Origin of the sequence: Caminibacter pacificus, assembly GCF_003752135.1 — a bacterium.
In the GTDB taxonomy this organism is placed as follows: Bacteria; Campylobacterota; Campylobacteria; order Campylobacterales; family Nautiliaceae; genus Caminibacter; species Caminibacter pacificus.
The window spans coordinates 350,840-375,824 of the sequence record NZ_RJVK01000002.1; the positions used below are offsets into that span (position 1 = coordinate 350,840).

The window sequence follows — 24,985 nt, forward strand, 5'->3', positions numbered from 1 at the left end:
CACATTATAATTACAATATGTTATCACAATATTAACTAAAATTGATATAATTCCAAAAAGGTTGTAGAGGTTAAATGCACTAAGAAGTGCTTTTTACCCCTGCAACCTCCATAAAAGGAGGTTTTTATGTTTATCTTTACTGACAGACTGCTCAAAGAAGAAGATATCCAAATCAGAGAAAACGAAAAACAAATCATCTTCTCTACCGTAAAAAACGAAAAAATTATAGATTGGCTAAAAACACACGGATTTCCAGAAAGTTTCATTGAAGACATCCAAAGCGAAGACCAATCAATCACTTACGAAGAGACTGAAAACTTCAAACTCCTAATCCTAAAATACATTCGTTTCGACGAAGAAGAAAACCTACTTTATGATGACAGTAACGTTGTTGTAATCATTACAAAAAACAAATTTTTCGTTTTAGCAGAAGAAAAAGAGATAATCACCGAACTTGCCAAAAAGTTTGAAAAAAGATATAAAAATCAAGAGTTCGAATACGTTACGTATCTAATAGCCGATATTTTGGTCGACAATACTATTTTGATAGTGGATGTAATAGACGAAGCTTTAGAAGATTTGGAAGATAGTATTTTTCACGAAAACATTGAAGAAGACGAACTCCAAAAAGACATATACTACGCCAGACGTACTTTAAACAGAATTTCAAAAGTCACAATCCAAGAAAAAGACGTAATAAACAAAGCCTACAACAGATTTCCGCCGCTTATAAAGAAAAAATTAAAATACGAATTTATCGATATCAACGAACACTTAAAATACCTAATCAACGAATCAAGAACGTTACTTGACAGAACGGGATACCTATTAAACCTGCATATGGGTATTTTGTCTACGAGAATGAACAAAGCGATGCAACGCTTAGCGGCAATCTCGCTTATCTTCTTACCACTAACTTTCGTGGTCGGTAATTACGGAATGAACTTTAAATATATGCCCGAACTTGATTGGAAATACGGTTATCTTGCCGTTTGGATCATAAATATTACTATTGCCGGCGGTATTTTTTATTGGCTTAAAAAGAAAAAATGGATTTAATTCTTTAATCCTTCTATCTCTTCGTGTTGGACTCTGAGTTTTGAGAAAGTTTGAGAAATCGGTACGAATTCGTCTTTTATTCTATCGATAGCCTCTTTTGAACCGACAAGTAATACTTCATCGCCCTCTAAAATCGAATTAACTACAAATCCCGGAAGCCACTTGCCGTTTCTAAAAACATATATAACGTCCACGTTTTTATATTTTTTGAAATACTCTCCTTCTTGAAGTTTTACTTTTTTGGTAAAGGTTCCGAAAAATATATATTTTCCACCGCCTATTTCGACCTCTTCTCCTCTTTCTAACAAATCGAGCAAATCCTCTCTATCAAGTACCGCTTTTTCAAGGTTTAACATTTTAGAATGACACGTGAGAATTTCTCTGATTTTTTCCACTTGATATATCGGAGAATAGTCTTTGCTTAAAAGTTGCGCTTCATATAAGCTTACGTATTTCGGTTTTAGAGTCTTAATCAAAATATCATGAACGAAAAACGCACTTAAAACTCCAAGAGTTGCGGGAGCTAAAAGAGAATATCCTCCGGTCATCTCCGCAACCATAACGATAGTGGAAAGCGGCGTCCTCGCCGCCGCTCCAAAAACAGCCGCCATACCGATAACGGCAAAAACGGCACTCGATTCTTTAAAAACATACGCCATAAAAGCTCCAAGCATTGCCCCGATAAATAAAGACGGTGCAAACACACCACCGCTTCCGCCGCTTCCTACCGTAAAAGAAAACGCCAAAATTTTAGCAATCAAAAGCGATAATAAAATCACTCCTACCAAATTTCCGTTAATACTCTCTTGAATAAACCCGTATCCTCCTCCTAAAACTTGAGGAAAATAAATAGCTATAAGTCCTACGACAAAAGCACCTAAAGCGGGTTTAAAATGAGGTAAAATAGGAATTTTTCTAAATAAATCCCTAACCCCGTAAAATGTATTTGGCAATATAAAACCGATAATTCCGCTAACCCCACCAAGAATCGCTATTTTAAAATAAGTCGAAATTTGAGTAACTTCTATATCGGGCACACTAAAAATCGGCTGCCACCCGAATAAAAATCCGGTAATAGTATATGCGATAAATGGCCCGAAAAGTATATAAATAAGCTCTCTTGTTTCAAATTCGTTATTCGTATATAAAACTTCTATTGCGAATATTGAAGTACCGAGTGGCGCTTTAAATACCGCACTAAGTCCGCTTGCCATACCGATAAGTACAAAAACCTGTCTTTTTTTGATTCCTACCTTTCTAAAATTTGCATACATAGACCCGATACCGGCACTAAAAAGTGCGGTCGGTCCTTCCCTACCCGCCGCACCACCCGTACCGATAGTAATTGCCGAAGCTAAAATTTTTATAGGCACTACAATCGGTCTTAAATATCCGCCGTTTCTGTGAAACGCCCTAATTACCGTATCGGTTCCGTGACCTTCCGCTTCGGGAGCGAAAATATACACCAAAAGACCGCTTAATAATCCACCTGTCGTAATTACCACCAAAAGCATAAAAGGATTAAGTGTCGTATGATTTGTATAGTTTGAGAGAAGTTTTAGAGTGTCTTGCGGTAAATATCCTACCAGATGACCTAACGCATAAGTGCTTATCAAATGCAAAAGAACGATAAAAATCTCCGCACACGCAGCACCGATAATACCGATTATAAACGTATCGATTAATAAAGAATACTCTTTTTTAATGGCTAAGCCTTTATAAAAATATTAAGTGAATATTAAATGATAACGCAGTAGATGAAGTTTTGTCAAGAATTATAATTATTTTTTATGGAAAGAAAATTGAAGAAAAAAGAGGAATTAAACTCCTGCTTCCTCTCTTCTTTGTAGATAATCCCAATATTCGTCAACTTGTTTTTGCCACTCTTCGATAATCCATTTGTTTTCAGGTTTGAATAAGTGACTAAATCTTCCTTGAGCTCCGAGATACTCTTCGATAGGAAGTTTTTGTTTCGGTCTATAGTTAATTGTAAGTTTATGCCCGTCTTCGATTTCATAAAGAGGGAAAGCACATGTTTCAACTGCCAAATCAGCGATTTCTACAGTATCTTCAGGTTTAAATTTCCACTCGGTCGTACAAGGACTTAGTGCGTTAATAAATGTAGGTCCTACCGTACTGATAGCTTTTGCCGCTTTTGTCGCTAAGTCTTTCCAGTGTTTGCTACCAGGAATTGCAGTTGCAACATACGGACATCCGTGTGCCGCCATAATCATAGTAAGGTCTTTTTTTCTTTGTTTTTCACCGTAACTTACTCTACCTCTTGGAGTCGTAGAAGTGTGAGCACCGATAGGTGTTGCCGAACTTCTTTGTCCTCCCGTATTTGCGTAGTTTTCGTTATCCAAACATACATATAGAAAATCGTGTCCTCTCTCAACAGCACCGGATAGTGATTGGAAACCGATATCGTAAGTACCACCGTCTCCACCGAATGCTACGAATTTAACTCTTCTATCGTCATTATAAAGTCTGTCTTTTCTTGCAAGCGCTTTATGCATAGCTTCCGCCCCGGCAATTGCAGCCGCTGCGTTTTCAAATCCGATATGAATCCAAGAAACGTCCCAAGAAGTATATGGATAAATCGCACTACATACTTCAAGACATCCAGTAGCAGTCGAAATTACCAAATCGTCGTCAGTTGCGTTCACAACTTCTCTTACTATCATAGAGTGAGCACATCCAGGACAAAGTCTGTGCCCACCTTGGAATCTATCAGGAGTACAAGCGAATTCTTTTAAACTACCAATCTTTTTCATAAAAACTCCTTAATTAAATGAAAGTTTCGGACCTCTAAGGTTAATAAATCCTTGTAGAGGCGTAACTCTTTTTCCAGCTTTTGCGTTTTCGTTAGTTTCTTTAATAACTTCTAAAATATGCTCAACAGTAGTATCTCTACCACCAAGTCCGTAAATGTAATTAGTAAGGATTGCACTCTCGCCTTTAGCAGCTAAAGCACCCGCCACTTCGTTATAAAGCGCACCCGTAGTACCCATAGGAGCACTTCTATCAAGCGCAGCTACGGCTTTTACGCCTTTTAGTTTTTCAGCCACTTCGTTGTATGGGAACGGTCTGAATACTCTTGGCATAAGAAGACCTACTTTGATTCCTTCTTCTCTTGCTTTATCCACAGCAAGCATTGCAGTCTCATATGCACTTCCCATTAGTACGAGCGCAACGTCCGCGTCGTCAAGTTTGTATGTTTCTACAAGATTGTATTTTCTTCCGCTTACTTTTTCGAATTCTTTAAATACTTCTTCGATTACAGGGAAACTATCCATTAGCGCTTTGTGTTGGTTTGCTTTGTGTTCGAAATGCCACTCTTCTTCAGTTTGCGCACCGTAAGTTACAGGGTTTTTAGTATCAAGCATTGGGTTTTTAGCTTTGTATTCACCTACGAATTTATATGCGTCTTCGTCTTGAAGAGGCTCTACCACTTGAGCCGTATGAGATACTAAAAATCCGTCTTGGTTAGTTGTTACCGGAAGTCTTACTCTATCGTCTTCACCGATTCTAAAAGCACAAAGAGTTAAATCGTATGCTTCTTGAGGGTTGTTTGCGATAAGATGAATCCATCCTGCATCTCTACCCAAATAAAGGTCGCTGTGGTCTCCATGAATGTTTAGAGGTGACGCAAGCGCTCTGTTTACTACAGTCATAACGATAGGAAGTCTCATACCGCTTGCTTGATAAAGTACCTCTACCATTAACGCATAACCTTGGCTTGACGTTGCAGTAGCAACTCTACCACCAGCCGCAGCAGCACCCACACAAGCACTCATAGCCGAATGCTCTGATTCAACCATTACGAATTCACCGTCAACATATCCGTCCGCTAAAAATTGAGCGTAATTTTGTACGATAGGAGTCGAAGGTGTAATAGGATAAGCAGCCACTACGTCAACTTGCGCTTGTCTTAGCGCATGGGCAGCCGCCATATTTCCGTCCCAAACTTCCTTATTTTTTAATTCATATCTTTCAGCCATGTCTATCCTTTAATCTTTTTTAGGCCATTGTTTTAGTGCCTCTTCGTTATCCACATATTCAGGGAACATTAAAAGAGATTTAATCGGTGTAGGACATACTTCTACACATACACCGCATCCTTTACAAAGGTTGTAGTTAATACCTACGATTTTAGCTTGTTTTTTACCTCTTTTGTTTACGACTTCTTCCACTTGGAAACAACTATCCGGACAAAATACCCAGCAGTAGTCACAGTCGATACAAAGTTCTCTATTAAATACAGGTTTTTCAACTCTCCAATCAGCTACAGTATAGTTGTATGAATGGAATTTGCTTCTTTTTTTGTGCTCAGGGTCTTCGAATGAAGGAAGAACCGCACCGAATTGCACTTTATCCCAAGTTGTTAGCATATCTTTAGGTGTTGCCATAATTTCTCCTTATTTTACTTCTTCATAAGCTCTTTTGATAGCTCTTAAGTTACCTTCGATGATTTTCTTAGGGAATTTTGAAAGAATATCTTCAATAGAAACCAAGAAATCTTCAAACGGAATAATATTACTGATTTTCATAAATGCTCCGAGCATAGGAGTGTTCGGAATCGCTCTTCCGATTTCTTCTTGCGAAATTTTAATCGCGTCAACTACGTAAACTTTTTTTCCTTGAAGATGAGTCGCAACTTTTACCAAATCATCTTTATCAAGGTGAGATGTAACGATAAAAATAGTATCGTCGTTAGTATTATCAACAATCTCTTCTTGGAATACAAGTGACGGGTCGATTACAAGTACATAATCAGGAGCCATCCATTTAGAGTGGTCTAAAATCGGCTGATCGTCAATTTTATCATAAGCAGTCATCGGTGCACCTCTTTTTTCCGCACCGTAAACCGAATATGCTTGAACGTATTTTCCTGTTCTCGCCATTACGTCAGCAAGTGCTTTTGCACCTGTTACCGCACCTTGTCCCGCACGAGAGTGCCATCTAATTTGTAGCATATCAATCCTTTTTTTGTGTATTTTAGCTAAATTCCTCTTAAAGTATTCTTAATATAGCATAAAAAACATCCTAATTTAAAAACTTTAGTCTTAATATCATTTTTTTTTCATAAATGTTACTTTTTGTAATAAAAAATTTCAAAGTTTTTTTCATAAAAAAAGCGACATTTTTATTTCAGAGAGTTATAATTATACGTTTAAAAGGAGGAGAAATGAAGATTTTAATCGGTGGTGCCGGTAAAGTAGGCTATAATTTGGCAAAACTATTATCCAACTCTCACGATGTTACGATAATAGACACAAATCCCTCGGCACTTGAATATATCAACGAAACTTTGGACGTTTTAACTATTCATTCGGACCTTAGAAACATACTAACTTATCAATCGTTAAAAGACGAATACGACTACTACATCGCAGTTACAAACAACGACGAAATAAACCTGCTCTCATCGTTTTTTATCGACGACTATACAAATACCAAATCAAAAATCTCAAGACTAAAAAACACCTCTTATCTACTTGCGAATCTAAACAAAAAATTCAATATCGATTACTTTGTTTATCCGCTAAAATTAACTGCTTCAAACATAGGAAAAATTATCGAATTTCCATACGCAAACAACATAAAAGAACTACCATATGTCGAATACAAACTATACTCGACTTTTAGTGAAAACGACTATCAAGTCTCTCTTTTAAATTCCGAAAATTCTATAATTGTAGGAGTTTATAGAAAAGGAGAGTTTTTATTTTTAGATGAGAGCGATTTTATCTTAGAAGGAGATTTGGTCTATATTTTAGCAACTGAAGAAAAAGCAAAAAAAATTCTAAAAAACCTCTCCCCTTCCACTCCTCAAGAAATAGAAAACGTACTGATTTTCGGAGCGGGAGATATCGGAATAGAAATAGCAAGAACTCTACACGAATTCGGACTGAATATTAAAATTGTCGAAAAAGACGAACAAAAAGCTCAAAAAGCCGCTGATATTTTAGAAGAAGACGTAATGGTAATAAACGCAAGCTATGAAGACGAAAACCTATTTACCAGCGAAAATCTACATCTAAGCGATTTGGCAATTGCGGCGACAAGATTTGACGAAACGAACATTATAAAAGGACTTTTTGCCAAAAAATTAGGGATAAAAAAAGTAATTTGCATAAACAACAACCTCAACTACTATTCAATGATGACCTCACTAAAACTTCCCGCCGTAAGAGGTCCGAAACTTTCCGCCGTTTCTCAGATATTGGAAGAGATAAACAACACCGGAAATATTTACGAAAAATTTTTCTTGGGAATGGAAGGAAAAATATTTATCAAAAAAATCTTCTCAAAAACCAAATTCCAAGCTCCGAAAGAAAAAGCGAAAGTGATAGTAATCAGAGAAGATAAAATTCTTATACCTCAAAATAACGAAGAGATTTTAGAAAACGATATCGTAATCGAATTCAACTTTTCAGGGAATGTGGCATGGATAGAAAAGCTTTAATCAACATTATTAAATTTTTAGCCCTTGTAGGGCTCATAATCGAAGCGATGTTTAGTATGGTGCTGATAACCGCGAAAATTTATAACGAAAAAATAGGATATTTTTTCGAATATTGGCTGGGAAGTATTATATTTTTCGGCTTGATTTTAATACTCTTTAGAAAACACCATATGAAACTAAGCATTAAAGAAGCGATTTTAAGCGTTAATTTAGTGTGGATAATGGGAGGAGTGCTCGGAGCCATACCTCTTATGCTATTAACACACGTAAGCTTTGTAGACGGATTTTTTGAGAGTGTGAGCGGTTTTACGACTACGGGAGCTACTATATATTCCGATATCAGCGACCTTCCAAAAAGCGCTTTAATGCTAAGAAGCGTAATGCATTGGATAGGAGGTATGGGAATTATCGTGCTTAGTATCGGACTTTTATCTTTAATAAACCCTACCGCTTCGCTTGCTCTTTTCAAATCGGAAGCCACAGGTATAACACCTGAAAAAATCACCCCGAAACTCAAACAAACCGCTATGAAATTATGGCAAGTTTATATTTTGATAACTATTTTGGATTTGATTTTATTGAAAATTGAAGGGATGAATTGGTTTGATGCGATAAATCACGCTTTTGCTACCATTTCTACGGGAGGATTCTCAACTAAAAGCGAATCGTTAGGATATTGGATTCACAACCCGTGGATTTTATGGACTACGACGATTTTTATGCTTCTATCGGGTATCAACTTCATAGCTCATATCAAAGCTATGAAAGGAGATTTCAGCGGCTTTAAAAACGAAGAGACAAAATGGTATATCGGACTTTTTTTGGTTTTATCGGTAGCTTTAACATTAGTACACTATTTTCAATCAAACGACACACTCTTTTTCGATGCGACAAACGCATTTTTTACCATAAGCTCCATTTTAACCACTACAGGTTTTGCGACCCTTGATTATTCGCAGTGGGGACAAGCGGCTATCGCTATTATTTTTATGGCGATGCTACTTGGAGGTAACGCCGGAAGTACTGCTGGGGGTCCTAAAATCATCCGTTATATCGTTATGTTTAAAAACCTAAAATTTCAAATTAAAAAATTCCTTTTTCCAAATGCCATTTTTTCGGTAAAAATAGATAAAAAACCTATTAGTATGAATACTATTAACAGCGTAGGGGCGTTTTTTTTCCTATACATAATGACAAATACGATAATAGCTTTATATCTTTATGCAAACGGCTACGATACTATGACCTCAATCAGTGCGGCAATCGCTTGTGTGGGAAATATCGGTCCCGGATTCGGACACGTAGGCCCTGTGGATAATTTCGCGTTTTTTACCGATACTCAAAAAATAGTACTTGCAATAGGAATGATAATAGGAAGACTTGAATTTTTTACGGTTTTAATGCTTCTAAGCAGAGACTTTTGGAAGAAATTTTAGTTTTTTCTTCTCTTTTTTCACTATTTCACAAACTCACAATTTCGCAACTTCCCTAATATACTCCACAGCCTTTAAAACATCAGGTTTAATAATTTCGGCACATTTTTTCATATTTTCTTGACTCTCGTATTTAAATTCCACTCCGACATATTTAATCCCAGCTTCTTTTGCACTTACCATATCAAGACAGGTATCCCCTATCATCCACGCGGCTTCTTTATTGGCATTCATTTGATGTAAAGCTTTTAAGATAGGTTCCGGGTGAGGTTTCGGGTTTTCTACGTGCTCTCTTCCTATCAATACTTCAAAATATTTCATAACTCCGAAATGTTCTAAAAGTTCTTTTGAATAAAGCCCCGTTTTCGTAGTAACGATACCAAGACGCGCAAACTCTTTTGCTTTTAATATGGCTTCTTTCGCATTTGGTAAAAGTATTGTTTTTTGTTTTGAAATTTTGCGATAGTGTTCTTTATAAGCATTTACATAATCCCAAACTCCCTCTTTAATCCCCAAATTTTCAAACATAATATCAAGAGGAAGACCGATTAGTTTTTTTACTTCATCATCACTCGCAGGAGTTTTACCGAATTTTTCAAAAACAACCCTAAAACCTTCAAGAATAGCTTCAGTAGAATCTATAAGCGTCCCGTCCAAATCAAAAAGTATAACTCTCACACCACTTCCTTACATCTTCTTTTATCTCAAAAATCTCTTCAATATCATCTATTTTTATATTTTCAAATCTTTTTACGGCACTTAAAATCAGTTTACTGATATCTAAAAAGCCTATTTTCTCTTTTACAAAAAGCTCAATCGCATATTCGTTTGCGGTATTTACCACAACTCCCAAATCGCTCTTTTTAAGAAGCAAATCTTTAATCTCCCAAACGGGATATTTCTCACAAGTGATTTTTCTAAACTCCAAAGAGCCTATCTCAAGCAAATTTACAGGCTTTAATATTTCCTCTTTCACCTCATCCAAAATAGCAAACGCAATAGGAAGTTTCATATCCGTTCTTGAGATATGAGCGGTAGTGGAGCCGTCTTGCCATTCTATCAGAGCATGAATTACCGATTTGGTCTCAATAAAAGCATCAATATTTGTAGTATTAAAAAGCCACTTAGCTTCCAAAAGCTCAAAAAGCTTATTCACCATAGTGGCCGAATCTATGGTGATTTTAACTCCCATCGACCAATTCGGATGTTTTAAAACGTCTTTTAGCACAGCCTTTTTGATATCTTCTATTTTCCAATCTCTAAGAGCTCCGCCGCTTGCGGTGATAAATAATTTATTAAAATCTTTACTTAATTTTCCGTTTAATAAATACCAAAGCCCGAAATGTTCGCTATCAATAGGAGTAATTTTTGAAGTATCTATAAATTTTCCGGCATTAACCAAAGACTCTTTATTCGCAAGCGCTATTTTTTTACCGCATTTTTGAGCTTGAAGAGTAGGTCTTAGCCCCGCATCTCCCACAAGCGCATTTACTACCAACTCGCTATTTGAATTTTTTATCACTTCAAGAATCGCTTCTTCGCCGTATTTTACATTATGAAAATCAACATTTTTTGCGGTTTCTTTATCTTTTACGACAACGAATTTAGGATTGAATTCTTTAATTTGCTTATTTAAAACTTCATAATTATTTCCGGCTACCAAAGCTTCTATTTCAATCCCGTATCGCCTTGCGATTTCTAAAGTATTAACCCCTATACTCCCCGTACTTCCTAATACGACCATTTCACCTCTTTAATAAAGCACCACAAGCGCCCACATCAAAGGCGCACCGAATAAATATGCATCGATTCTATCAAGCACTCCTCCGTGTCCCGGCAAAATATTTCCGCTATCTTTCACTCCGGCTCTTCTTTTTAAATAACTCTCAAACAAATCCCCAAATACCCCGGCGATACTTACGACAAAAGAGATTAAAAAACTTTTTGGAAAATCAAAAAAAGCAAGCCCTACAATACTTCCCAAAATCGTACCGATTACGACTCCTCCGATTACACCTTCCCAAGACTTATTCGGAGAAGTTTTACAAAAGCCTTGATTAAAAAACTTTTTGGCAAAATTTTTGCCTATAATATACGCAAAAGAATCTGTTGCAGCTATTATCACAATCAGCCAGCCTATCATTCCCATTGTCGTTTTATGATACAAATCAAGCAGCAGCATTAAAGGTAAAAGAGGATAAAAACTTAAAGAAATCAAATTCAAATCTTTTTGATAATAAGCTATATATCCTCCAACTACCAATACCGAAACGACGGCGATAAATACGGGGTTTGAAAATATTGACAAAAACGCCATAATCGCTAAAAAATAAAAAACGTTATCATCCTCGACTTCAAATAATTTTTTTGCTTCCCACATACCGGCAATTGCAATTACGGCTACCAAAAGTCCCGTTAAATAAATATTATTTATAACTCCCACGATCAGCAAAAAAGCAATCAAAACTACACTCGTTATCAATCTTTCTTTCATTCTACGCCCTTAAATCAATATGTTTTTGAGCCTCTTTTTCGACCTCTCTTCTTGAGTCGTCGTCAGGCAAAATCTCTTCGGTTTTTTCAACTTTTTCAATTTCTTCGACTTTTCTCTCTTTCTCGGCACTCAAAATCTTTTGAAATTCTCTGCTTACCACTTCTCTTGCGACACTATCCGCCGCTACCATAGAAGCTACTTGCATATTTTGATTAATCCATGTAATGTTATGTATAAGGCTCATATTCTCACCTTTACGGTGCCGTATTTGCCGTATTCGACGTTGGCACCGTCTTTGATTTTTACAAACTTGCGCTTCGTATAATCAACTTCACCTTCATCTTTTCCGCTAAAAGCCACCGCAAGCTGAGCCGCTTTTTTAATTATATCATCATTTAAGGAAAGTTTGTTGTTTTTTACGATTACGTGAGCTCCGGGATGATTTTTTATATGGAGCCACAAATCGTTCGCGTTCGAGCTTTTTAAAAGCTTAATATTTCCTTTTTCGTTTTTCCCTACCATTATTAAATAATCGTCAAAATAGAATTTCGCTATATTTTCGTCCTCTTTTTTCTCTTTTTTAGGAGGCTCGTACGTTTTTAACTCGCTTAAATTTTGAGCGTTTAAGACTAACTTTTTATAATTTTTCAAAAATTCGAGCTGTTCTTTTAGATATTTTCTTTCTATATGCAGATTTTCGGCTTTTCTCTTTGCTTTTTTGGAGAGTTTATAATAGTAATTTCCTATTTCGTTTATATTTTTTAGCTGAGGAATGGGAATAGTTATTTCGTTCCCCTCAAAATCATAAGTTTTAAGCTCTTTGTCATAAGGTTTAATCATATACAAATTCGCCATAGCTACATCTGCGTATTTTTTGTAAGTTTTAGTTTTTTGCAAAAGCTTATCTTCATCTTCCAATTTTTTTAGTTTGTTTTCTATCTCTTTTATTTTTTTATCGATTTTTTTTAACAAAGACTCTTTTTTCTGATTCAGTCTGTTTTGATATTTTTTCTCAAAAAGCTCTTTTGTATATTTTTCGATATCGTCTATTTCAAAAACTTTTTCTTTTATTTCGATACTCGGCAATTCTTCAAGTTTAATACCCGGCTTTACCACACGGCTTGAAATGTTTTCGCTAATATGTCTTAAAGACTCGATAATTACGTCGTTTTCATCAAGAATTATCGCATTTGTGTATCTTCCCGTAAATTCGAATCTTATTTTTACAATCTCTTCTTTAAAGCGATTTTGATTTTTTGCCGTAATCGTTAAGATTCTCTCTTTTGCCCGAACGTCAATCAATTTTGCTTTTGTAAATTTCTTCTCAAGCACGATATCAAAAGGTGCTTTAAATTTTTTCACCAAAGGATAATCGATATTTATATAAATATCACCACTTCCTTTTGTCAAATCAAAATAGTATTTATCATTGTCAAATTGCAATAAAATAAGATTTTCATCAACTCTTAGCGCTCTTTTTATATATTTGTATTTTTTTAGTCTTTCGGCGATTTTTGCCAAAACAAACGCTTTCATACATGCCTTTCATTTATAAAGTGCAAATTTTTACTTTTCATTTTTCACTTTTAACTATCCGCACCTAAGTCCGTATTTTGCAAGCTCTATAAATTTTCTCAGTTTTCTTTTATCTTTTTTTCCGGGTCTCTCTTCTACCCCGCTGCTGACATCAACCCCGTAAAATCCATATCTTCCCACTTCAAAAACATTCTCTGGCGTAAGCCCTCCGGCTAAGATTATTTTTGAATTGTCTCTATTTTCAAACCACTCAAGAGCAACTCTTTTACCGCTTCCTCCGTATTCGGGAACATAAGCGTCCACTATTTTATAGTTTTCTTCGAATTTATCTATATCGCTTTTTTCTTTTGCTCTGACTACAGGCAGATATTTACAATTCAGTTTACTAAAAAAATCTTCATCCGCGTCAAAATGAATTTGAGCGATATCGGCTTTCAAAAATTCCATAGCTCCGTTAATACTCTCGGCACTCATATTCACAAAAAGTGCCACTTTCGTAACAAAAGGAGGGAGTTTTTCGATTATTTTTTTGGCAACTCCAGCTTCGATAAAGCGGGGAGAAGGTTTATAAAATACAAACCCGAGTGCATCCGCTCCGTAATCACACGCAAGCTTTGCGTCTTCATAATTCGTAATGCCGCAGATTTTCACTCTCATTTAAACCCTTAAACTCTCAATCGCTTTTTTATAATCCCCGCTTTTAAACACATAGCTTCCGGCTACCAAAATATCAGCACCCGCTTCTTTTAAAAGAGGCGCGTTTTTATTATTTACTCCTCCGTCCACTTCGATTAAAAGATTAGGATTTTTCTTTTCGGCAAGCTCTCTTAATTCTTTGATTTTATCAATTACACTCGGTATAAATTTTTGCCCCCCGAATCCCGGATTAACACTCATCAAAAGCACCATATCCACATCGCTAACGATATATTCAAGTAAACAAACCGGAGTAGCCGGATTTAGCACGACAGCCGGTCTTATGCCTTCATTTCTTATTTTTTGAATCACTCTATTGATATGTTTTTCTTCTTCGATATGAAAAGAGATAAATTCAGGATTCAGATGTTTATACATATCCACAAAAAAAGGAATGTTTTCCACCATAAAGTGAATATCAAGAGGTTTCGTAGAAACTTTAGCCACCGCTTCTACAATCATCGGCCCCATTGTCATATTCGGCACGAAATGCCCGTCCATTACATCAACATGTATCAAATCCGCTCCCCCATCACATACCGCTTTTACCTCATCGGCAAGTTTTCCGAAATCCGCACTTAAAATACTCGGTGCTATTTTCATTCTATTCCTTTCACTTGATTTCTTCCGTTTTCTTTAGCTTCATACAAAGCTTTATCAGCCTTTTCAACCGCATTTTGTAAATCACCTCTAAAAGGTGCCTCTCCTATTGAAATAGTAACTTTTATGCCGTTAAAGTCATAATTTTCAACTATTTTTCTAATTTTTTCCGCTACCTTCAAACCGTCTTTATATTTCGTACCTCTTAAAATCAAAACAAACTCTTCCCCGCCCCATCTTCCGAAAACATCGGAATTTCTAATACTGTTTTTTATAAGTTTGGAAATCTCTTTTAAAACATAATCTCCGAATTCATGACCGTAAGTATCGTTAATTTTTTTGAAATGGTCAATATCGAAAAACAATAGAGTACTCTCTACGGATATTTTTTTAGCCTCTTTTATAACTCCTCGTCGGTTCAATATACCCGTAAGTTCATCGGTCATAGAACTTTTTCGATATTTTAGAATAATTAACGCCAAAATTACTAATATTATAATCGAAACGAATATGAAAACAAGCGAATTATTACTGTTTTCTTCTTTTAAAACGCCTCCGATGTATTTATTTACGATTTTACTCTTTTCTTCCGGAGATAAAGAATCTATAGCTTTATTTATTTTTTTAAGCAAATCGGGTCTATCTTTTCTTATCATAATTTGAAGATTAAACTTAAAAGAAGTCTTATGTACAAGGGTTAAATTATAAAGAGATAATTTTTGAATATTCCACAATATAACCGGCAACATATCCACAGCACAGACGTCTTTGCTTTTAGCAGCCAACTCAAGAGCCTCTTTTACGTTTTTAACTTCTATATATTGAAGATTCGGATAGTATTTTTTCATAAGTTTTTCCGCAGTAAAATCCTTACCCACGGCAATTTTTTTAATTTCTCGAAAGCTATTTATATGTGCGTTTGAATTACAAACAATTCCAAGAGGAAAAGAGTAGTAAGGTTTTGAAAAAAGAGCGTATTTTTTTCTATCCTGAGTTTCCGAAGTATTAGGCGTAATATCGGCTTCTTTTTCTTTTATCATCTTTAATACGTCGGGCCAATAATTTACGATTATAAATCTATAATTCAATCCCGCTTTTTTCGCTATAAGTTTAAAAAAATCTACTCCGATTCCGCTAAGCTGATCGTTTACGTAAATATCAAAAGGCGGCCAATTCGGAGTTACCGCTACTCTTAATTTTTCTTCGGCTTCTTTTTGTACATAATAATTTTCAAACAAAACTTTGCTAAATTCGACTTTGCGATCAATATAATACCCTGTCAAAATAAGCGATAAATAAACCGGTTTAAATTTAAAATCGAAAATTTTCTCAAAATGCATATTGATACTTTTGAGATTTGGAATTTCATTTTTGTAAATAATAAGATATTTCGTAAAAACGATACCGTAATTCGGAAGATAAAAATCATAAAAATCCTCATTTTTCGGCTTTTTTTCAACTACAATAGCATCTATTTTTTTTGATTTGAAATCCTCATACGTAGCGTTTACTTCTTTATAATTGCCGTTTACTTTATCAAGTAATATTTTTACCGGTAAATCGACATTTGCTATGGTTTTTATTTTACTTAGCGAATCGATATTACTTAAAATATACTCTTTTTTAACTCCCACGGGAGTTAATATTTTCAAATTATTTTTTAGTATGAAAGGCAGATAATCACTCGAAACCAAAACCAAAGAATTCGTAAAATTTATATCTTTCAGACTCTTATATTTTAAAATTTTAAAATTCTCGGGCAACACTCCTTTATATTTTTCAGGTACGTAAAAATTATACGCATACAAAAAAACGGCAAAAAACAACCATATCAATCGCACTTACAATATCTCCTTTTTAAACAATCATACAGTTCAATTCTTCTGTCTCTAAAAAACGGCCAAATTTTTCTAACTTCCGCAGCCCCTTTTAAATCTATATCGGCTTCTATGATTTCTTCATTACCTCCCGCTTTTGCAATAACTTCGCCTTGAGGTCCGTAAATAAAACTATTTCCCCAAAATTCAATACCGCCGAGCACTTCGCTTTCATCTTTTTCTCGCCCCACTCTATTAACAGCCACAACATAAACTCCGTTTGCCACGGCATGACCTCTTTGGACACTAAGCCAGGCGTTTAGCATTTTTTGTTTTTCTTCAGGGGTGTTTTCTTTTTCGCAAAGCTCGTCAACCCTATTTTCAGGACACATAAGCCACCCTATCGCCGTAGGGTATATTAAAATTTCAGCTCCTTTTAATGCCATAATTCTCGCAGGCTCCGGATACCACTGGTCCCAACACACCAAAACGCCGAGTCTCCCTACACTCGTATCAATCGGCTCTATTTCATCGCCCGGTGTGAAATAAAATTTCTCATAAAATCCGGGGTCGTCGGGAATATGAGTTTTTCTATATTTTCCAGCTATTTCTCCTCTGTCAAAAACAACGGCCGTATTGTAATAGATTCCGTCCATTACTTTTTCAAACAGAGACGTCACAAGTACTATATTTTGCTCTTCACTCACTTTTCTCCAAAATTCGACATCCTCTTTAAAACTTTCGGCATAATCGAAATATTTAGTATCTTCGCATTTACAAAAATATTCGTTTTGATGAAGCTCTTGTAATATAACAAGCTCGCCTTTCGCTTTTTTTATCATCTCTACCGTATGGGCTACGGTATCGGCTTTATTTCCTTTATATTCCTGCTGAATCAAAGATATCTTCATTCAAAGCCTTTTTTGGTGATTATATCACAAAAATGTTATAATTTTTTTAAAAAGGAGTGATATGGCAAACCTGTTAATTATCGGTGCCGGCGGTGTGGGAAGAGTATCTGCATTTAAAGCAGCAAAAAACAAAGATACGTTTAAAAATATAATCCTTGCAAGCCGCACAAAAAGCAAATGCGACGACATTGCAAAAGATATTAAAGAAAAACTCGGAATAGAAATCAAAACATACGCTCTTGACGCAAACAAAGAAGAAAACGTAATAGATTTAATCAAAAAAGAAAATATCGATATCGTTTGTAACGTTGCGCTTCCTTATCAAAATTTGCCTATTATGCACGCATGTATCAAGACGGGTGCTGCATATTTAGATACGGCGTTAGCCGAAACGGAAGATAATCCAGATACTTATTACGACCTACAATGGGCACTTGATGAAGACTTCAAAAAAGCTCATACGATGGCGCTTCTTGGATGCGGATTCGACCCGGGTGTTACTTCGGTAATGGTAAAATACGCGGCCGATTATCTGCTTGACGAACTTGAAGAGATAGAAATTTACGATTGTAATTTCGGAGACCACGGAAGACATTTCGCTACCAATTTCGACCCTGAAATCAACCTAAGAGAGCTGAATTTACCTGGTAAATATTGGGAAAACGGAGAGTGGAAAACTACAAAACCATTTGAGATTCAAGTAAAACACAAATATCCTGAGTGCGGGGAAGCTACAAGCATTCTTATTTGGCACGAAGAGCTCGAGAGTATCGTAAAATTCTTCCCGAATTTGAAAAGTGCGAAATTTTATATGTGCTTTAGCGACAAATACCTATATCACTTCAACGCTTTAAAAAACGTAGGAATGTTCAGTATCGAACCGATAGAAATTTGTGAAGGATGTAAAATATCACCTTTACAATTCCTTGCAAAAGTTCTTCCGGACCCTCAAGATTTAGTCAAAAACTACAAAGGTCAAACAAATATCGGAGTTATCGCAAAAGGTAAAAAAGACGGCAAAAACAAAACCTTTTACATCTACAACATCTGCGACCACGAAAAAGCCATCGAAGAAACAGGTGCTCACTGCGTAAGTTATACGACGGGAGTGCCGGCGATTATCGGCTGTAAACTGATGGCTAAAAAGATTTGGTGGAGCGAGGGAGTTCACAACGTAGAAGAATTCGATGCAAAACCTTTTTTTGAAGAAATGGAAAAACAAGGCCTTCCTATTAAGGTAATCGAGGTTGAATAATGAAAAAATATTACTATTCGTATGAAGAGTTTTTAAAAGATCTTAATACTCTTCAAAACAAAATCAAAGATTACAATCCCGACTGCCTCTTGGCAATCGCCAGAGGAGGTATGACTTTAGGCCATTTTTTGGCCGAGAGAATGGATACAAAAGAGCTATATTCCTTAAATGCATCTTCTTATGAAAACGAAAAAAAAGTTTCAAAACCCAAAATTTTCAATATTCCCGATTTAAGCCATAAAAAAAGAGTACTGTTGCTTGATGACATCAGCGACAGCGGAGAAACTCTTGATGAAGTAATGAAAATTTTAAAAAAGAAATATCCGAACACCCAAATTAAAAGCGCTACGATATTTTATAAAGAAAACACAATCCATAAACCTGATTTCGTACTAAAAAAAGCTGACAAATGGATTGTATTTTTTTGGGATAAAGAAGGACAAGAAATAATTGAAAATTGAGAATGGCAAATGTAAAATTAAAGGAATGTTATGATTAATGTAAAAAACCTAAAATTAGAAGAAAAGTTGCTTTTAATGGAAGAATTGTTAAATTCAATGGAAAAAATAGATTCTCCATCTTGGCATGAAAAAGTTTTACAAAAAAGAAAGGATTTTAATAACAAAAAAACTTACACAATTGAAGAAATAAAAAATGAATTTTCAAATAAAAATATCTGAATATGCAAAAAACGATTTGGAAATAGCATTTGATTTTTATGAAAAACAAGCAACAAACTTAGGAAAAATTTTTTTCGATTATATAATTTCCGAAATAGAACTTTTGAGCTTTTACGGATGTTTACATCAAAAAACATTCGGATATCACAGAATGATTAGTAAAAAATTTCCTTTTGCAATATATTATGATTGTAATAAAGAACAAAAATATATTACAATAGTCGCAATCTTAGATTTAAGACAAAATCCAAAAACAATTGAAAAATACCTAACAAAGGATAGAAAATGAGCAACTTATTAATTATAGGAGCGGGAGGAGTCGGAAGAGTAGCGACTTTCAAAGCGGCAATGAACGATCATATTTTTAAAAACATAGTACTTGCAAGCCGCACGAAAGAAAAGTGCGACGCAATAGCAAAAGACATCAAAGAAAAATTGGGAGTAGAAGTAAAAACGGCAGAAATTGACGCAATGGATGTAGATGCAACCGCAAAACTCATAAAAGATACAAAAAGCGACATCGTACTAAACGTAGCGCTTCCGTATCAAGACTTAGCAATAATGGACGCATGTCTTAAAGCCAAAGCACACTACGTGGATACCGCAAACTACGAACATCCGGATGAGGCGAAATTCGAATATAAAGAACAGTGGGCAAAAGATGAAGACTTTAAAAAAGCGGGCCTTATGGCGCTTCTTGGAAGCGGATTCGACCCGGGAGTAACCAACGTATTTACGGCTTTTGCCGCGCAGGAACTTTTGGATGAAATAGAATATTTGGATATTTTAGACTGTAACGCCGGGGACCACGGATATCCGTTTGCGACAAACTTCAACCCTGAAATCAATATTCGCGAAATCACTCAAAAAGGTAAATATTACGAAAACGGCGAATGGAAAGAGATAGAGCCTATGAGCGTTAAGTTTGATTGGGAGTATCCTAAAGTCGGAAAATTCCCAAGCTATCTTTTATACCACGAAGAGCTTGAAAGTCTGACTAAAAACTTCCCGAGTATCAAAAGAGCGAGATTTTTTATGACGTTTAGCGATAAATATTTATGGCACTTAAGAGCGTTGCAAAACGTAGGAATGACAAGTATAGAGCCTATCGAAGTATGCGAAGGATGTGAAATTTCTCCTATGGAATTTCTAAAAAAAGTACTTCCGGACCCTGCAAGTTTGGGACCGAGAACAAAAGGACAAACTCATATCGGAGTGGTTGTCACGGGATATAAAGACGGCGAGAAAAAAAGATACTACATCTACAACATCTGCGATCATCAATGCGCGTTTAGAGAAGTGGGAGCTCAGTGCGTAAGTTATACGACGGGAGTACCGGCTATGATAGGCGCAAAAATGATAGCGACAAAAACTTGGTTTGAACCTGGCGTTAAAAATATGGAGGAATTTCCTGCGCGTCCGTTTATGTACGCACTCAATAAGCACGGACTTCCTTGGTTTATAGAAGAGCTGCCTACAGAGGGTCTACCTATCGATAATTAAGACCTCTCATCTCTTTTTAGCCTTTTTCACTCAAACTACTTGACATTTATAACTAAAAAGAGTTATAATACCACCGATAAAACTTTTAAGGAGGGTGGGATGTTCGTTACAAACAACATCGACAAAGAAAAACTCAAAGAGTTTAGTACTTTGTCAATTATCACAGGTATCATTATGGCAATTGCGGGGCTTCTTGCTATCGTTAATCCGGTTGCGGGAAGTTTGGCGTTTGTAATTTTCTTAGGTGCGCTTTTCGTAGCAAGCGGTATCGTACAAGCTTACATTACATTTAAAGCACACCAAAAATCATTAGGTGCTTGGTTTAAAGTATTAATGCTTTTAATTACAGGTATTTTACTTTTAATCTGGCCTGGAAGCGGAATTGCAGCGGTTGCTATTTTATTAGCGGCGTATTTCTTTGTAGACAGTTTCGCATCATTCCAAATGGCGCTTGACTTAAAACCTTTAAAAGGTTGGGGACTTGCGGCACTTAACGGTGTGCTAAGCTTTATCTTAGGTATCGTAATGATTATCGGATGGCCGTTTAGTGCGCCTTTTGTAGTAGGTATTATTATCGGTGTGAGCTTTTTAATGGACGGATTCGTATTAATTTATCTCGGAATCCTTGCAAAAAAAGGCGCTCACGACTGATTTTTGCCTTTTGGCCAAAATTTCACAATAGAATAACCCTCGTCTTTATGACGAGGCGCATCTTCATTGAATTCGTAATCTTCAAAATGATCGTTTAAAATAGTCGCTAAATATTTCAATCTATCTTCAATATCCATTTCAGGAAATTCGTCTTTTAAAAACATATACAAATCTTTATCTTGATTTTGACATTTTTCATTTAGTCTTTTTATATTTTCAATGCTTAAATCAAGTTTTTTATATTCCATTCTCCCCTCCTAAAAAATCAACCCTCATATATTTTATCACCGATTTCCTGGTATCTTTTATAATAATATCTTACAAATTCGTCAGCTTTTTTATTTAAAGGATAATAGTTTTTATCTTTATATACGTATTTATCCAAAAACTCTTTCGCATCGGCTTTTTTGACATATGTATCCGCCAAATCGAGATATGTTTTTTTATACCACTCTTTTAGTTTTTCATAATTCGAATAATCAAATTCCAAATTTTTGCCGTTAAATTCCAAAATTCCGCTTTCAAAAAGCCCTGTTAGATGAATCAGCCCCTCGATATAATACGGCAATACCTCATCCACTTCCATCCACGCAATAAGTCCCACCGCTCTTTTGATAGTGTCCTCCAATACGGCTTCTTTTAAACTCTCATCTTCATTCTCAAAAAACGCCATAAGTCCGCCCGTAGTGGCTTTGAACTCCTCTACGTTTTTAAACATTCCGCTTTTATTCATTACACTTTCGCTATTTTCATCCACCCACAAAATATGCCCGAACTCATGCCCTATGGTGGTGATATCGTAAACTTTTATAAATTTTTCCTTATCTTCAAGCTCTTTATAAAATTTATCCATAAATTCTTTACCCAAAATCTCATAACTCAAAGCCATTTTAGGTCTTGCTTTTATATCTCCGTATACCTTATCCACAAAAGCGAATATTTTTTTACCTTTTTCAAGACTCACCTCCTCATCATTGGGCACGACCTGAGCACTAAAAAGCCCGTTAAACTCCGCTCCGTAAAAAGTAGCCGGACTTGAGATATAAATTTGGGTTTTATCTATATTCGAAAGAGCTATATTAAGAAGTCTCTCATCTTTACAATATTTTTTATACATCGCTACGATATTATCTTTTACTTCGCTTTTGATATTAGGATTTTTTATCCTCACATCAAGCTCAAGCGCCACGGCTTTTCTAAACTTATCCTCATAATATTCAAGAGGATGTCCTACTTGAATAGGAGATTTGATATCCATCCAAATCCTATCCACATTCGCCCATTTTTTTACGAGTTCGCTTCTATTTTTTTCAAGAAGAGCCGTTTTTAGGGCATTGAAATACAAAATCCACTGAAGTTTATATTCATCATCCAAACTTTCAAGATTTACGATCAGCTCGTCAATTGCTTTTACGGCCTCTTCTATCTCTTCTTCAAAAACGTCATAATAGCTTTTTGCCACATACGTTCCGTTTTCGCTTCTTACAAGCACCGAGTAACTTCTCTCGGCAATTTCTCCGTTATGAGTATCAAGAAGATTGTTTTGCATTAAAAACGCCATTACTTTGGCTTCGTCTCCCGCAAATTCTAAAGATAAGTTTTCGTTGATATCGTGGATAATATGCTTAACCCAGCTTGGTTGCCATTTGCTAAAAGCAATCCCTATTTTATGCACTCCTCTTAAAATCTCGGCATAAAAAGGTCCGATAAAAGGAGAGATGTCTTCTATTAATTTTTCATGCTCTTTTAGCCAAAAGTTTTTTGTAAGCTCGTACAAATCAAGCTGAATCTCTTTTATATCTTCTTTTGAAAAATTTCCCCTTTTCAAAAGGTTCATAATCGCATCTTCTTTTAGATGAAAAAATCTCTTTTTCAAAGCCAAAAGATTTTCTTCGTTTACTTCAAATCCGAGCGTTCTTAAAATCTCTTCAAATAAAGCTCTTAAATCATCGGGACACTTTTTAAAATAGCTATTTATTCTCTCATCCCTTTGTCTTACCACTTCATATGCAGCTTCTAAAAACATAACAATCCTTCAAAATTTTGGAATATTTTATCAAATCTTACCAGTCGTTCCAGGAGTGTACTTTTTTAACGACTAGAAGTCCGTCTATTCTATTGAGAGCGGAAAACCCGATATCGTAGAGTTCGTTATCGTCAAGGTCGATAGTAGAGATTAGATATCCTCCGTTTCTAAGCGCTCTAAAAAGCGGTTTTATGTCTCTTTTCGTATCGCAAACGATAAAATGATAAAATCTCTTTGCATTTAAATCTTCATCCAAAACATCAACGTTTCTATCTTCATTCGAAACGATATCCTTTAGTTTTTCACTCGTAACGCCTACGTTGATATTCGGCTCATAGCCTATGATTTCGTTTATAAGTTTCGTATTTATGATTTTCATCATTTCGCCTTTAAATAGACCCGTATGAAAATAGTTCTCTAAATAAAAACGCTTCGACTATGTCGTTTATACTCATCTCGGGCGCAGGAGTCATAAGAGGCTCCGCTCCCATTTCCAAAAAGTCAAAAACATACTCTTCTTTCGGAGTTATGAAAAAATGAACCGCTCCTACCAAATCGTCTCTATTATCGACATATTCTATTTTTTCAATTTTGCCGTTATTTACGAATACTTTGGCAAATTTTTCGGCTTCTTTGCTCGGTACGCATATTTCATTTTTTACGGAGATTCCCAAAACGTACATTCTTATCCTTTAAATTCCATTTTCCACATCTTAATTTTCCATTTTCCATTCATCATTATCAATTTTTCATTGTCCATTTTTCACTTAATTTCACCCTCTTTCTATTTCTCCCGGATAATCGGCGATTCCATACGTTAGGTTTCCTACTTTATCAAATCCGAGTTGCGCTTCAAGAGCTCTTTGGAGATACCCGCTTCTGCTTCCTACGTGACAATAGATAATAATTCTTTCATCTTTAAGTTTCATCCATTCGTCAAGGTCGTATTGAACTCTACTGATAGGAAGTAGCTTATCGGTACCTTTTATTCTCATCATTTGATGTTCGAACGGCTCTCTTATGTCTATTAGTTTGAAATTTAAAAGACCTTTTTCTCTGGCTTTTAGTAAAAGCTCGAGCTCATGTCCTAAAATTTGCTCTTTTTGCAAGATTTCTTCAAGCTCGGCAACACTTAAGCCTTCCACTTCTTCGGCGTGTTTTTTAGGATGTTCTTTTTGATAATTAGCCGCATATTCAGGCGTACAGAAAATACCGCAATGACACACTCCCTCATTTGGAATTTCATCTTTTATAGCCTGCGGACACGGACATATTCTATTATCGCTACTTACATATTTTCCGTCTTTTTCCTCTACAGGAAAACAAGGACAAAATCTTTTTCCGTAAAGTACTTTATTGTTCGTCAGACCTTTCAAAACTCTCTCAACTATTTCTTCATCCGGATGAAAAGCCCATCCGAACTGCTCTACTGTCTTATGAGCGAATTTTTCGGTTTTTAAAAACTCTTGCTGAAATTCAGGTGAATTGATATCAACCGTTTTCATTTAACTCCTTTGAAATTTCTTCACATTTATTCGGATTACAGAAAATTCCGCAGTGACAACACCCTTCCGATACTTCAAACTCTATCGCAGGTTTACAAGGGCAGATTCTATCTTCCTTATCTCCCATAGGAATAAAACAAGGACAATATCTTTTTCCGTACATTAATTTATTTCTTGTAAGTCCCATAACGATTGCGTCATAAACTTCTTTGTTAGGATTTAAACACCAACCGAATTGTTTTACTACTTTATCTACGAATTTTTTAGTCTTTTCTTCTTCTTGTTTAAATTCTTCGGAATTCATATCAACGTCAGTTCTTTTTGGCGCAAGCATATCCGCTCCTTTTTTT

At 35.6% G+C, this 24,985-nt stretch carries 29 protein-coding genes; 9 read left to right on the forward strand and 20 right to left on the reverse strand.

The genetic code is table 11. From position 1 onward, the window contains the following. Positions 1 to 126: 126 nt before the first annotated feature. Entirely contained in the window at positions 127 to 1,059 is a 933-nt protein-coding gene (locus EDC58_RS05595) for a magnesium transporter CorA family protein (protein WP_123352526.1), read from the forward strand. Here EDC58_RS05595 and EDC58_RS05600 read toward each other — a convergent pair. From EDC58_RS05600 to EDC58_RS05620, 5 genes are all read right to left on the reverse strand, one after another. Continuing rightward, positions 1,056 to 2,681: a chloride channel protein gene (locus EDC58_RS05600; protein ID WP_235823181.1), complete on the reverse strand. Its 1,626-nt coding sequence runs from the start codon at positions 2,679 to 2,681 to the stop codon at positions 1,056 to 1,058. The genes EDC58_RS05595 and EDC58_RS05600 overlap by 4 nt on opposite strands. A 198-nt stretch (positions 2,682 to 2,879) precedes the next feature. Further along, the gene (locus tag EDC58_RS05605) at positions 2,880 to 3,833 is read right to left on the reverse strand and encodes a thiamine pyrophosphate-dependent enzyme (RefSeq protein WP_123352528.1); all 954 of its coding nucleotides are present in this window, start codon (positions 3,831 to 3,833) and stop codon (positions 2,880 to 2,882) included. A 9-nt stretch (positions 3,834 to 3,842) separates the two neighbouring features. Next, positions 3,843 to 5,060 carry a 2-oxoacid:ferredoxin oxidoreductase subunit alpha gene (locus EDC58_RS05610; RefSeq protein ID WP_123352529.1) on the reverse strand — a complete coding sequence of 406 codons (1,218 nt, stop codon included), beginning with the start codon at positions 5,058 to 5,060 and terminating at the stop codon, positions 3,843 to 3,845. 9 nt (positions 5,061 to 5,069) lie between these two features. After that, entirely contained in the window at positions 5,070 to 5,468 is a 399-nt protein-coding gene (locus EDC58_RS05615) for a 4Fe-4S dicluster-binding protein (protein ID WP_123352530.1), read from the reverse strand. Positions 5,469 to 5,477: 9 nt separating this feature from the next. After that, entirely contained in the window at positions 5,478 to 6,035 is a 558-nt protein-coding gene (locus EDC58_RS05620) for a pyruvate flavodoxin oxidoreductase subunit gamma (RefSeq protein ID WP_123352531.1), read from the reverse strand. A gap of 212 nt (positions 6,036 to 6,247) precedes the next feature. Here EDC58_RS05620 and EDC58_RS05625 point away from each other — a divergent pair, with 212 nt between their 5' ends. Both EDC58_RS05625 and EDC58_RS05630 read left to right on the forward strand, forming a co-directional pair. After that, positions 6,248 to 7,528: an NAD-binding protein gene (locus EDC58_RS05625; protein WP_123352532.1), complete on the forward strand. Its 1,281-nt coding sequence runs from the start codon at positions 6,248 to 6,250 to the stop codon at positions 7,526 to 7,528. Next, positions 7,510 to 8,964 (forward strand): TrkH family potassium uptake protein, encoded by a 1,455-nt coding sequence (locus EDC58_RS05630; protein ID WP_123352533.1) that lies wholly within the window; start codon positions 7,510 to 7,512, stop codon positions 8,962 to 8,964. The genes EDC58_RS05625 and EDC58_RS05630 overlap by 19 nt, the downstream gene beginning before the upstream one ends. Before the next feature lie 33 nt (positions 8,965 to 8,997). Here the strand turns inward: EDC58_RS05630 and EDC58_RS05635 are convergent, their stop codons facing one another. The 9 genes from EDC58_RS05635 to EDC58_RS05675 are packed head-to-tail and all read right to left on the reverse strand — an operon-like array spanning position 8,998 to position 17,015. Continuing rightward, complete coding sequence (locus tag EDC58_RS05635; RefSeq protein WP_123352534.1) at positions 8,998 to 9,639, reverse strand: HAD family hydrolase; 642 nt, start codon at positions 9,637 to 9,639, stop codon at positions 8,998 to 9,000. Then, positions 9,620 to 10,705, reverse strand: coding sequence for a 1-deoxy-D-xylulose-5-phosphate reductoisomerase (gene dxr, locus EDC58_RS05640; protein WP_123352535.1), 1,086 nt, complete (start codon positions 10,703 to 10,705; stop codon positions 9,620 to 9,622). The genes EDC58_RS05635 and dxr overlap by 20 nt, the downstream gene beginning before the upstream one ends. A gap of 9 nt (positions 10,706 to 10,714) precedes the next feature. Then, entirely contained in the window at positions 10,715 to 11,455 is a 741-nt protein-coding gene (locus tag EDC58_RS05645; protein WP_123352536.1) for a phosphatidate cytidylyltransferase, read from the reverse strand. A gap of 1 nt (position 11,456) precedes the next feature. Beyond that, positions 11,457 to 11,699 (reverse strand): hypothetical protein, encoded by a 243-nt coding sequence (locus tag EDC58_RS05650; protein WP_123352537.1) that lies wholly within the window; start codon positions 11,697 to 11,699, stop codon positions 11,457 to 11,459. Next, positions 11,696 to 12,991, reverse strand: a complete 1,296-nt coding sequence (locus EDC58_RS05655; protein WP_123352538.1) for an NFACT RNA binding domain-containing protein — start codon at positions 12,989 to 12,991, stop codon at positions 11,696 to 11,698. Before EDC58_RS05655 ends, EDC58_RS05650 begins: the two co-directional genes overlap by 4 nt. Positions 12,992 to 13,045: 54 nt before the next feature. Beyond that, positions 13,046 to 13,648, reverse strand: a complete 603-nt coding sequence (locus EDC58_RS05660) for a phosphoribosylanthranilate isomerase (RefSeq protein WP_123352539.1) — start codon at positions 13,646 to 13,648, stop codon at positions 13,046 to 13,048. After that, positions 13,649 to 14,290 (reverse strand): ribulose-phosphate 3-epimerase, encoded by a 642-nt coding sequence (gene rpe, locus EDC58_RS05665; protein WP_123352540.1) that lies wholly within the window; start codon positions 14,288 to 14,290, stop codon positions 13,649 to 13,651. Further along, positions 14,287 to 16,128, reverse strand: a complete 1,842-nt coding sequence (locus tag EDC58_RS05670; protein WP_136779781.1) for a diguanylate cyclase — start codon at positions 16,126 to 16,128, stop codon at positions 14,287 to 14,289. Before EDC58_RS05670 ends, rpe begins: the two co-directional genes overlap by 4 nt. After that, positions 16,119 to 17,015, reverse strand: coding sequence for a carbon-nitrogen hydrolase (locus EDC58_RS05675; RefSeq protein WP_123352542.1), 897 nt, complete (start codon positions 17,013 to 17,015; stop codon positions 16,119 to 16,121). Before EDC58_RS05675 ends, EDC58_RS05670 begins: the two co-directional genes overlap by 10 nt. A 61-nt stretch (positions 17,016 to 17,076) precedes the next feature. On the opposite strand from EDC58_RS05675, the gene EDC58_RS05680 reads away from it, so the two are divergent. From EDC58_RS05680 to EDC58_RS05705, 6 genes are all read left to right on the forward strand, one after another. Further along, positions 17,077 to 18,270, forward strand: coding sequence for a saccharopine dehydrogenase family protein (locus tag EDC58_RS05680; protein WP_123352543.1), 1,194 nt, complete (start codon positions 17,077 to 17,079; stop codon positions 18,268 to 18,270). Further along, the gene (locus EDC58_RS05685; RefSeq protein WP_123352544.1) at positions 18,270 to 18,731 is read left to right on the forward strand and encodes a phosphoribosyltransferase; all 462 of its coding nucleotides are present in this window, start codon (positions 18,270 to 18,272) and stop codon (positions 18,729 to 18,731) included. Before EDC58_RS05680 ends, EDC58_RS05685 begins: the two co-directional genes overlap by 1 nt. Positions 18,732 to 18,761: 30 nt before the next feature. Then, positions 18,762 to 18,950: an addiction module protein gene (locus tag EDC58_RS05690; protein WP_123352545.1), complete on the forward strand. Its 189-nt coding sequence runs from the start codon at positions 18,762 to 18,764 to the stop codon at positions 18,948 to 18,950. Continuing rightward, positions 18,925 to 19,239 carry a type II toxin-antitoxin system RelE/ParE family toxin gene (locus EDC58_RS05695; protein WP_123352546.1) on the forward strand — a complete coding sequence of 105 codons (315 nt, stop codon included), beginning with the start codon at positions 18,925 to 18,927 and terminating at the stop codon, positions 19,237 to 19,239. Before EDC58_RS05690 ends, EDC58_RS05695 begins: the two co-directional genes overlap by 26 nt. Beyond that, positions 19,236 to 20,453: a saccharopine dehydrogenase family protein gene (locus EDC58_RS05700; protein WP_123352547.1), complete on the forward strand. Its 1,218-nt coding sequence runs from the start codon at positions 19,236 to 19,238 to the stop codon at positions 20,451 to 20,453. Before EDC58_RS05695 ends, EDC58_RS05700 begins: the two co-directional genes overlap by 4 nt. 99 nt (positions 20,454 to 20,552) lie before the next feature. Beyond that, positions 20,553 to 21,104, forward strand: a complete 552-nt coding sequence (locus EDC58_RS05705) for an HdeD family acid-resistance protein (protein WP_123352548.1) — start codon at positions 20,553 to 20,555, stop codon at positions 21,102 to 21,104. Here EDC58_RS05705 and EDC58_RS05710 read toward each other — a convergent pair. The 6 genes from EDC58_RS05710 to EDC58_RS05735 form a co-directional block, all read right to left on the reverse strand. Further along, the gene (locus EDC58_RS05710; protein ID WP_123352549.1) at positions 21,095 to 21,352 is read right to left on the reverse strand and encodes a hypothetical protein; all 258 of its coding nucleotides are present in this window, start codon (positions 21,350 to 21,352) and stop codon (positions 21,095 to 21,097) included. The genes EDC58_RS05705 and EDC58_RS05710 overlap by 10 nt on opposite strands. Before the next feature lie 17 nt (positions 21,353 to 21,369). Continuing rightward, the gene (gene ciaB, locus EDC58_RS05715; protein ID WP_123352550.1) at positions 21,370 to 23,130 is read right to left on the reverse strand and encodes an invasion protein CiaB; all 1,761 of its coding nucleotides are present in this window, start codon (positions 23,128 to 23,130) and stop codon (positions 21,370 to 21,372) included. A 37-nt stretch (positions 23,131 to 23,167) separates the two neighbouring features. After that, positions 23,168 to 23,509 (reverse strand): hypothetical protein, encoded by a 342-nt coding sequence (locus tag EDC58_RS05720; RefSeq protein ID WP_235823182.1) that lies wholly within the window; start codon positions 23,507 to 23,509, stop codon positions 23,168 to 23,170. A gap of 10 nt (positions 23,510 to 23,519) precedes the next feature. Continuing rightward, entirely contained in the window at positions 23,520 to 23,813 is a 294-nt protein-coding gene (locus EDC58_RS05725; RefSeq protein WP_123352552.1) for a hypothetical protein, read from the reverse strand. 90 nt (positions 23,814 to 23,903) lie between these two features. Further along, positions 23,904 to 24,635: a ferredoxin-thioredoxin reductase catalytic domain-containing protein gene (locus EDC58_RS05730; RefSeq protein WP_123352553.1), complete on the reverse strand. Its 732-nt coding sequence runs from the start codon at positions 24,633 to 24,635 to the stop codon at positions 23,904 to 23,906. Then, positions 24,622 to 24,969 carry a ferredoxin-thioredoxin reductase catalytic domain-containing protein gene (locus EDC58_RS05735; protein ID WP_123352554.1) on the reverse strand — a complete coding sequence of 116 codons (348 nt, stop codon included), beginning with the start codon at positions 24,967 to 24,969 and terminating at the stop codon, positions 24,622 to 24,624. Before EDC58_RS05735 ends, EDC58_RS05730 begins: the two co-directional genes overlap by 14 nt. Positions 24,970 to 24,985 lie beyond the last annotated feature (16 nt).